7 protein-coding genes are annotated in these 9,111 nt (G+C 70.7%); all 7 read right to left on the bottom strand.

Annotated elements, in window-relative coordinates:
* Positions 1–121 precede the first annotated feature (121 nt).
* Positions 122–811 carry a hypothetical protein gene (locus tag AB0M52_RS25260; RefSeq protein ID WP_363958339.1) on the bottom strand — a complete coding sequence of 230 codons (690 nt, stop codon included), beginning with the start codon at positions 809–811 and terminating at the stop codon, positions 122–124.
* A gap of 303 nt (positions 812–1,114) precedes the next feature.
* Entirely contained in the window at positions 1,115–1,960 is an 846-nt protein-coding gene (locus tag AB0M52_RS25255; protein WP_363958336.1) for a replication-relaxation family protein, read from the bottom strand.
* Positions 1,961–2,169: 209 nt separating this feature from the next.
* Positions 2,170–4,632 carry a DUF87 domain-containing protein gene (locus AB0M52_RS25250; RefSeq protein WP_363958333.1) on the bottom strand — a complete coding sequence of 821 codons (2,463 nt, stop codon included), beginning with the start codon at positions 4,630–4,632 and terminating at the stop codon, positions 2,170–2,172.
* Positions 4,629–6,380: a DUF87 domain-containing protein gene (locus AB0M52_RS25245; RefSeq protein WP_363958331.1), complete on the bottom strand. Its 1,752-nt coding sequence runs from the start codon at positions 6,378–6,380 to the stop codon at positions 4,629–4,631. Before AB0M52_RS25245 ends, AB0M52_RS25250 begins: the two co-directional genes overlap by 4 nt.
* Positions 6,377–7,270 (bottom strand): PrgI family protein, encoded by an 894-nt coding sequence (locus AB0M52_RS25240; RefSeq protein WP_363958328.1) that lies wholly within the window; start codon positions 7,268–7,270, stop codon positions 6,377–6,379. The genes AB0M52_RS25245 and AB0M52_RS25240 overlap by 4 nt, the downstream gene beginning before the upstream one ends.
* Positions 7,271–7,331: 61 nt before the next feature.
* The gene (locus tag AB0M52_RS25235) at positions 7,332–8,249 is read right to left on the bottom strand and encodes a conjugal transfer protein TrbL family protein (RefSeq protein WP_363958325.1); all 918 of its coding nucleotides are present in this window, start codon (positions 8,247–8,249) and stop codon (positions 7,332–7,334) included.
* A 14-nt stretch (positions 8,250–8,263) separates the two neighbouring features.
* A complete protein-coding gene (locus tag AB0M52_RS25230) occupies positions 8,264–8,554 on the bottom strand; it encodes a pilin (protein ID WP_363958322.1) in 291 nt (96 codons plus the stop codon).
* Between the last annotated feature and the right edge of the window lie 557 nt (positions 8,555–9,111).

The following is a 9,111-nucleotide window of genomic DNA, read 5'->3' as shown; positions in this document are numbered from 1 at the left end:
GCACCACCTCGGCTACCACGTGCCCGACCGCGCCGAACTGGACCGGTGGGCCGCCCACCTCGACACGGTCGGTGCCGAGCACTCCGGGGTCCGACCGGCCTTCGGGTTCAGCAGGGCTCGGTTAGGCGATGGTGATGGCGCACAGTCGCGCGTCGGTGCGTAGGCCGCGGACGTAGGCGCATGCCTCGTTGAGGAACCGGAACCGGTCCGCGACCGAGTCGCTGACCGGGGCGAGGAGACGGCCGTCGGTGGTGATCAGCGCGTCGCCGATCAGCGCGATGCGCCAGTGCAGGCCGGTGTAAGTGGCTTCTCCGGCCTGGTAGACGGGCAACTCGTACGGGTCGAAGTGGTGGGCGATCATCGCGACCACGCGGGGCTGCTGCTCGAAGCGGCGGCGGGCCTCGTTACGGCTGACCTTGCCGGGGTCGGCGTGGTGTTGGGCGAGGAAGTCCTCCCACGGGCGGGCGGGTTTGGTGGTGGCGGCGATGTGGAAGTTCCAGGCACGCCACCGCAGGGCCGCGTGGTGGGCGGCGTTCGCGGCGGTGCGGGTCAGGTCGAGGCGGCTCTTGCGGCCTCCGGCGGCGAGGGTGAGCGCGCCGAAGCGGCGGGCGGCGTCGAGCAGGTAGTAGCCGAAGAACCGGGTCAGCCAACCGATGAGGCGGCGGTGGCGGACGTGGTAGCGGCGGGCTGGGGTGCCGTTGGCGTGTAGGAGGTCGTTGACCTTCTCGGAGGCGGCGAACCAGTCGGCGTCGGCGCCGGGGGCGAAGCAGACGGTGACCACTTGTCCGATGGTCGGGGTGGGCGTGGGCATGACGGGGCGATCCCTTCGGGCAGGGGTGGGCGTGGGATGGGTGCGGGTGGTGGCACCGGGGCGCGGCGTCTGCACAGGGAAGCTGCCGTCGTGGGCGCGGTGGGGATCACGGCCGACCGAAGGGGTGGGCTGGGGGTGATCCCGCTGGCGCGGGCAGATTCGGGGGACAGACGGGCGGCGGTGCGAGCAGAAAAGTGAAGCTGCACCGTAGCGCCGTGACCTGACAGCACCATCCCCGCCAGGAGCCACCCTCATGCCTCTGACCTGCGCTGACAGGAACCGCCGTGCCGCTGTCAGGGTCTGTCAGACCACGAAGACGCCGTCGTCGTCGAAGTTCGGGTTGTCTGCCACCGGCTGCCCGTGGTCGCTGGGCAGGTCGGCGAGCCGCAGCCGGGCGGTCGCGCCGGCCGGGAGCCAGACCGCCTCGGCCGGATCGGTGGCGTGGGTGGCGGTGGCGCACGGCACGTCGCCGTCCAGGAGTCGGTGCAGGTGTTCCTCGCGGTGTTCGCTGGCGAGCCAGAACAGCACCGGATAGCGGGGCCCGCCGCGCCGGATCAGCAGCGCGTACCGGTCGAGCTTCGCCACGACGCGCCCGAGGGGTTCGGTGCCGGTGTCGGCCTCTAGAAAGAACCCCACCGTGGTGTTGCCGCTGCTCCACAGGCCGTGGCCGTCGGCGGTGATGGTCCGGAACTGCTTCGTCGTGGCCGTCTCGGACCACCACCGATCCAGCCGCGCATCATCGTGGCAGCGGGCGTGGGCGGTGAGGCGGACGAAGAACTCGTTGGTGGTGAGCAGGTGCGCGAGGTGCGGGTTGGCCGACAGGCGGTGCACGGTCTGCCGGGTCGCCCGCAGCGTCGGCTCGGGCCGGCGGTGGGCAGCGGCCTGAAACCGGTGCCCCTGGTGGCCGAGCGTCCAGTGCCACGGCTGGCTGCCGCCCCCGGCCCGGTGGAACCGGAACCGGTCCACCAGGCCCAGGGCGGCCAGCTCACCGAGCCGGATCTGACACGTCCGGCGGGCCAGGAACAGCATGCGGTGAATCTGGTCGGTGGTGAGTACCTGGTGGTCGTCGAGGAGCTGGAGCAGCCGGCGGTCGCGGCTGGTGATGTGTGGGTAGATGGCCAGCAGGTCAGGAGAACGTGATGACGGCATAAGTGGTTCCCCCCGGTGGAGAGAAAATCCCGTAGGGAGTCTGGATGAGTCGATCTTTCTCACGGACCCGTCACGGTCCGGATGTGGGCAGGTCAGGCGCCTGACAGGAGCAGCGCGGGGGGCTCGTCTGGGGTCTCGTGTCGCAGACACCCCCAAACGAGCCCCCGATGCCGCACCCCGCCGAGGCCCCGAACGAGCGGCCCGGACGGTCAGCGGTCGCGGTTGTTCATGCGCCGCTTCATCGCCGTGCGGGCGAGCTGCTGCATCGGCGGCTCACCCTCGACCTGGACGTGGGCGGCGGCGCATTCCTGCCGGATCGCGGTCGCCTCACCCACGACCGGCACGGGCGGGTTGGTGGTGAACGTGAACGCCGGCAACTCCCGGTTGCCGACCAGCAGCCGCGCGGCGGCGGTGTAGACGTCGAGGTGAGCCAGGTCGTGCTCATCCACCTCGGGCTTGGTGTGCCTCGACAGCTCCCGGGCATCGGCCGGGTCAACGGTGAAGAACACCTTCGACCGGGCGTTCGCCGACACCGCCGCCGCCACATCACCGGGCAACTGGGCGAGATCCTGATGAGCCAGCACCAGGCCGAGCCGGAACCCGCGCGCCTCCGCCAGCATGTCCCCGACACTGCCCGACAAGGTCAGAAAGTTCTGGCACTCGTCGATGACCAGCGTGGCGTCTTTTCGCTGGTCCTCAGGGATCGAGGCTCGCGCGATAGCAGCCTGCCACACCCGCGCCACGATCATCGACCCGAGGATGCGGCTGGTCTCCTCACCGAGAACGCCTTTCGGCAACCGGCACAGCAGGACCCCACCGTCGAGGATCTCGCCCATGTCGAACGACGAGTGCGCGTTACCGATCACGCTCTTGACGAAGTCCCGCAGGAGGAACGCGCGTAGCCGGGCGAGGACGGGGGCGATGACCTGCCCGCGGAAGGTCTCGTTGATGCCGTCGTACCAGAGCCAGAACCCGCCGAGCCCATCCGGGTCGTCCAGGCCATGGGTGAAGCGGCCCCGGAACTCTCGATCTTGAAGTAGCGGCGGCACCAGACTCAGCGTCGGTTTCGCGTGCCGCATCAGCGTCAGGCAGGCGACGCGCATGGTGTCGTCCATACGTGGCCCCCACTGGCCGGCGAAGATCTTCGCGAAGATCCCCACCAGGTTGTCCACCGCCAGGTGCCGATCACCGCCGTCATCGAGCGGGTTGAAACACGCCGGGTTCTCCTGGTCCGGGTCGATGATCACCACCTTGCTGGCGTGGGAGGCGGGGAGCCGGTCGAGGATGTCGGTGACCAGGTCCCCGCGCGGGTCGATGACCACCGTCCCGCGGCCGGCTTTGATGTCGCCGAGGATCATGTTCAACAGCAGCGTGGACTTGCCGACGCCGGTCTTGCCGACCACGTGCACGTGCTGGCGGGCGTCGGTAACCCGCAGGCCGACGCTGTGACGGCCGATCTGGGATCGGCCGAGCACCTTCACCCCACGGCCGCCAGCAGGCACCTGCACGGGTGCCGGGACGGCCTTGGCCCGCGCCCGGTCCAGGCCCGGCACCGCCGGGTCTAGGGGAAGCGCGGCGAGGGCCGCCAGTTCCGGCACGGTGGCCAGGAAGCCCCGTCGCAACCGCCGTCCGGCGAGGGTGGCCACCGGTTGCGGCATCTTCATCCGCCGCAGCCGGTTCGGGCCGGTGTACGCCGCGGCGGCCGAAGCGATCGTGTGCCCCAGCCCGACCAGACGTTCACGGACCTGTTTCGCCCGTTGCTCGTCGGGTGGGGTTTTGTCCGGGTCGGCGGCGACGGCGAACCGGACCGCGACCTCGAAGTGCGGCACCCGCACCGCCTTCTCCACCACTGTCCGTGCGTCGGCGCTGGCCACCGGGTCCCGCTCGACCGACCGGCCCGCCGTGGCCAGGGTGCGCGGCCGGGACGAGCCGGGGGTGAACGCGTCGAGGAGCCACAGCAGGGGTGCGATGGCCAGCTGCGCCGCGCCCGACAGGGCACGGGCGGCCATGTCGGGCCGTCCGTGCGGATGGGTGCTGGCGGTCGCTGCCGCGCGGCGGGCGGCGCGGATGCGGCGGGCAGGTGCCGGGCGGGCCAGGACTTGCACGCACGCGTGTTCGCGGTGGCGGACCTCGGCACCGGCGGCGAGCAGGGCCCGCAGCGGGTCGGTGTCGTGCTCGGCCCGCAGTGGCATACCGTCGGTGTGCTGTGGCCAATGCGCCCCACCCACCTCCTCACCTACCTGCATGGGAATTGGGGCGGCGACCTCCTCGACGGTCCAGGTGGCGGCGGGCCAGGCCGCGCGGACGGCGGCTTCGACCGCGCCGGGCGGCACCGTCCCGGGCACCCACACGCGGATGGTCAGGGCGCGGCCGGTCCAGGTGTACTCCCACCCGACATGGGGGTAGCCGAACACCCGGCGTCGCCACACCGAAGGAGTCAGCACTCCCATGAGGGTGGTCCAGAATGTGGCGGCGGCCTCCGGCGTGACGTCCGGTGGGGCGGCAATGGTCAGCCACCGCGCGCCGGCCGCGAAGCGGCGGTGCCGCCAGGCGAGTACCTGGTCGTGGCCGAGCACCGCCGCGACGACCGCAGCGGCGGCGAGCAGGCCGAGCCAGGGCCGGGCGGTGACCCACTGCCACACCTCGGTGGGCCAGGTCGGGGAGGTGGTCATTCGGTCTCCCCGATACCGGTGACGGCGATCCGATGCTCTGCCGCCGACCCGACGCTGCGAAACGGAATCCGGCCCCGGCCCGCGACAAGCAGGCCCTCGCCCCTCGGCGCGGACAGCAAAAGCCGGGACTCCCCGGTGGTCAGGCTGAACGCCTCGGACACAGCGTCGATGGACTGCGTCGACTGGCGCATCAACACCTGCGTCGCGGCGTTGGACACCACCGCCAGGCCAAGGTCCGTCGACAGCACGTCGGCAGCGTCCTGAGTTATCACGCACAGCCCGGCGGACCGTTTGCGGGCGGCCTTGGCCATCCGGAACAAAAACCGGGAGCCCTCGCTGTCCCGCATGAGCAGCCAGGCCTCGTCCACCACCACGAGCTTGCGTCGCCGGCGTGAACTCGTGGTCGGGTTGTCGATGCCCGACCAGATCGAGTCCAGGGCTAGAAGGGTGCCGACGGTGCGCAGCTCGTCGGGCAGGTGCCGCAGCGACCACACCACCAGATGCCCGCTCGGGGCGGTGGTGGTCGGCCCGTCGAACAGGCTGGCGAAGTTCCCGCTGGTCCATGGGGCGAGGCGGGCGGTGAGTTGCCCGGCAGCCGGGTCGTCGTCGGCGTCGAGGGTGGCGGCCAGGTCCCGTAGGAGTGGTGCGGGTTTGGTCCAGGTGGCCGGGTCTCCGTTGATGCCGGCCTGGTGGTAGGTGGCGGTGATGGCCCGGTCGAGGGCGGCGCGTTCGGCCGGCGGTGGCGATGCGCCGAGCATGACCGAGATGAGCGTGTGTAGGTATAGGCCGCGTCGGGTCAGGGTGTCGGGCCGGTGGTCGGCGGGTAGGTCGAGGGGGTTGATCCGTACGCCGGACTGGCCGAGCTGGACGACGGTGCCGCCGACGTGTTCAGCGAGGGGCGTGTATTCGTCCTCGGGGTCGATCACGCTGACGGTGGTGCCCTGGTACAGGTTGCGCAGTACCTCCAGTTTGACGAAGTAGGACTTCCCGGCGCCGCTGCGGGCGAGGACAACGCTGTTGTGGTTGTCCTGCGCCCACCGGTTCCACACCAGCACCCCGTTGGAGGTGGTGTTGACCCCGTACAGCACACCCTCGGGCGAGGCGACAACGCCTGGCGCCGGGGCGGCGAGGTCCGCCGACGCGAGGGGGAACGCCGCCGCCAGGGCGGTGGTGTCGAGAATGCGGCGCATCCGCAGCGGGTCCACACCCACCGGCAGGGTCGAGATCCAGCCCTGCTGGTGGCGGAACGTCGCCGGTTGCAGGTCGAGAAGCACCGACGCGGCGGCGGACTTCACGCCCGCGGTGACGGTGGCGAGTTCGTCGAGGGTGCGGGCGTGGATGGTGACGTAGATGCCGACGTCGAACAGTTTCGCCGCACCGCGGGCCACGCGTTCGGCGAGGTCGGCGGCGTCGGTGGCTGCCGCCTCGACCATCGGGTCACCGAGGCGTCCATGGTCGGCGTCCAGGCGGCGGGAGGATTCGAGGCGGGCGCGTTGGCGTTTGAGCATCGGCGCGGCCAGTTGTGGTGCGACGGGTTCCAGGTGGACGGCGACGTCGACCCGGCCTGGGTAGGACAGCAGTGGGTCGAGCCAGGCGGGGCCGACCTCGGCCGGGTAGCCGCACACGGCGTAGGTGGCGGCGTAGCCGTCACCTACCTGCACGTGCCACGGTGTCACCGACAGAGCGGCCGGGGACGGCATGCCATCCCCGGCCGCGACGTTCCTCGTCTTGGGCTTCCACAGGTTCATGGTGTGCTCCGCAGGGTGATGGGGGTGCCGGGCACCGCTCGCGGGCCGGGCACGGGTGGGGTGAAGGGGTCGACCGCGCTGGCGAGGGCGGCGGCGACGGCCGGCCCGTTCAGGGCGGCGGCTTCGACGCCGAGGCTGGACAGGGCGCGGACGGCGGTGTCGGCCGTGTGCTCGCCGGTGATGACCGCGAGCACTTGGCGGCGCAGCGGGTCGCGTTCGCTGTCGAGGTTGAGCAGAAACTGCGCGTGGTCGTCGGCGGCGGCCTGCAACGCCGGATCCGGCAGGCGTGGTGCGTGGTCCACGATTGCCTGCGCGTGGACGGTCAGGTCGTGTTCCTGCGCGGCCACGACGATCTGCGCCGGCCCGGTCAGGCTGTTGAGGAACCTGCCGAACCCGTCCAGCAGCGCGCTCTGTTCGTTGCCGGTGCGTAGGTGGATGTTGGTGGTGCCGCAGGCGATCAGGACGCGGTGTGTGCCCTCGCAGGTGAGGACTCCGGTTGGGCTGACCGCCGTGACGGGTGATCGCAGCGGCGCCGGCACGCTCGGCGTGCCCGCGACGGCCGCGACGGAGCTGGCCCGCGCGGCGCCGGGCGTGAGCGTGCGCGGACCGTGGGACAGGGCGAAGCCGTGGCGCAGCCACACGTCCAGAGGTAGACCGTCGCGGCGGCCGAGCGCGACGGCGATGGCGACGGCGAACACGATGATCCCGGCGACGATCCACGCCACCGGCGGGAGGATGTGCTCAAAGGTGCGGTAGACGCTGAACCCGGCCAAGCCGACGCCGCCGATGATGCCGAGCTGCCGAAAAGTGAGCCCGAATGCGATGCGATCAGGCTCGTTGACGTTGGCCGGCACGACAGCACGCACGGTGGTGTCATCGAGGTTGGTCATGTGCGGCTCCGGTGGGGACAGACGGTGCATGGACGACGGACGTAGCGGGCGGTGGGTGTGCTCATGTCGGCCCCCGGGACAGCAGTCGTGGCGCACGACGGCCCGTGCCGCGTGTCATGCCTTGGACGGCGACGGTGCGCAGGATGAGGCCGGTGATGTTCGGGGTTCGGCCCTGCTGGGTGACGAACCGGCGCATCAGGCTCGGGATCTTGACCGTGGTCCACAGGACCACGATCACGAGCAGCAGGTTGAGGGTGTCTGAGATGGGCAGGCCGAGCAGGATCGGCAGGTTCGACTGCGGGTCGACCAGCAGGTTGATGCCCGCCGAGAACGCGACCGCCTGCACCGCTGGGGTGGCCAGACAGCCCAGCAGGGCCCGCCACCACAGGTCGGCAGCACCTTGGGTCCAGGGGGTGGCGTAGCAGGCCAGCGCCGCCGGCGCGATCCCGGCCAGGACGACCAGCATCCCGATGCGTGCCAGCCAGCCGCCAATGAGCATGAACGCCAGCACGACGATGAGCAGGCCGATGACGGCGATGAGCAGGGCGTTGCTCGGGTCGGTCATCGCCGACTCGACGCGTGCCTGGACGAAGGTGATCGCCTCGGTGGTCGGTGCGGCCTCACCGGCCATCGCCACCGTCAGCGCGTTGGCAACGTTGATGAGCACACCAGTGAGGGGGACCGCGAACGCGGACAGCACGAACCCGACCACGAGCCGGGGTACGAGGTGCTTGACGTGGTACTGGGTTTCGACGGAATCGCCGAGCATCACGGCGATACCGGCGGCGATGGCCGCGAGGACGAAGCAGGCGTTGACGACCAGCGCACTGTTGCCGGCGATCGACCGCACCTGCGGCAGGACCGTGACGTCCGGCGAGACGAAGATCGACGACGTGAGGAAAGCCAGCAGCCCGCCGAGAAGGGCGTTGACCGTCTCGGCGAGCCAACCGACCAGGCCGCCCATCAGCCAGTCCACCATGACCGCAGCCCGCCTCAGCCGCCGAGGATGCCCTGCAACACCTGCAGGACCACCGGGGCCAACACCGCGAGGGCGTAACCGATCAGCGCGGACTTGAAGTTGCCCTTCGCCTGCTCCACCTGCGCCGGGTCACCTCCGGCCGCCATGTAGCGCAGCCCGCCGATGACCAGGAACATCGTCGCGACGAGCGCGATGATGCCCATGATCCATCCGGTGATGTTGGAGATGACCTGGTTGATGCTGTTGGCCGCCAACGGCTGCGGCGCGGCGGCGAGGTCAGAGAGAACGGAGAGAGTCGTGTGCATTGCGGCGCTCCACAGGGATCTGCGGGGCCGCCACGGCGGGGACCAGGGCGAGACCGGTGTGTGGTCCGGTGGGGGCGCTCCTCCCTTGCGTATGGCGAGGGGATCGCGGTGTCAGTACGCCGCGCCAGCCGCCCGGACCGGTGGCCTAACCCGGAGTGGTCCCCACCGGGCGGGCATGCCGTGGATGACATGCACCGCCCAGACCCCGACTGTCAGGCCGATCGAACCCGCCCCACACCTGTCACGCCCTGACAAGACCGGTCAGCCACTCGTCCCGCCCTCATGGAGCGCACCGGTGTTGGCGTACGGGTAGGAGTGCAGAGGTACGTACGGCTGCAAGGTGCACACCCGCGCCGAGTTCGGTCTCGGTCCGGCGACTGGCCCTCAACTGGCCGTGATCAAAATCGGTGACTTTGCGTGACGGGCGTAGCCGAGCCCGGCCAGTTCCTCGGCACCCGGATCTGGCTCCCCTCTGTGTCAAGACACCGCTGGGAGCAGAGTTCTATCCTGGGTGGCGGCAGGTCCGGGAAGTGACTTCTCCGAAGAGCCGGCTTGGG

Origin of the sequence: Micromonospora sp. NPDC051296, from assembly GCF_040682255.1 — a bacterium.
In the GTDB taxonomy this organism is placed as follows: Bacteria; Actinomycetota; Actinomycetes; order Mycobacteriales; family Micromonosporaceae; genus Micromonospora; species Micromonospora craterilacus.
Note: the sequence above shows the minus strand (reverse complement) of the source record. Positions and strands in the feature narration are given on the sequence as shown.

What these genes read in the sequence shown, in the direction of transcription:
- AB0M52_RS25260 (WP_363958339.1), bottom strand. Translation starts at nt 811, where the DNA reads ATGCCCACGCCCACCCCGACCATCGGACAAGTGGTCACCGTCTGCTTC.
- AB0M52_RS25255 (WP_363958336.1), bottom strand. Translation starts at nt 1,960, where the DNA reads ATGCCGTCATCACGTTCTCCTGACCTGCTGGCCATCTACCCACACATC.
- AB0M52_RS25250 (WP_363958333.1), bottom strand. Translation starts at nt 4,632, where the DNA reads ATGACCACCTCCCCGACCTGGCCCACCGAGGTGTGGCAGTGGGTCACC.
- AB0M52_RS25245 (WP_363958331.1), bottom strand. Translation starts at nt 6,380, where the DNA reads ATGAACCTGTGGAAGCCCAAGACGAGGAACGTCGCGGCCGGGGATGGC.
- AB0M52_RS25240 (WP_363958328.1), bottom strand. Translation starts at nt 7,270, where the DNA reads ATGACCAACCTCGATGACACCACCGTGCGTGCTGTCGTGCCGGCCAAC.
- AB0M52_RS25235 (WP_363958325.1), bottom strand. Translation starts at nt 8,249, where the DNA reads ATGGTGGACTGGCTGATGGGCGGCCTGGTCGGTTGGCTCGCCGAGACG.
- AB0M52_RS25230 (WP_363958322.1), bottom strand. Translation starts at nt 8,554, where the DNA reads ATGCACACGACTCTCTCCGTTCTCTCTGACCTCGCCGCCGCGCCGCAG.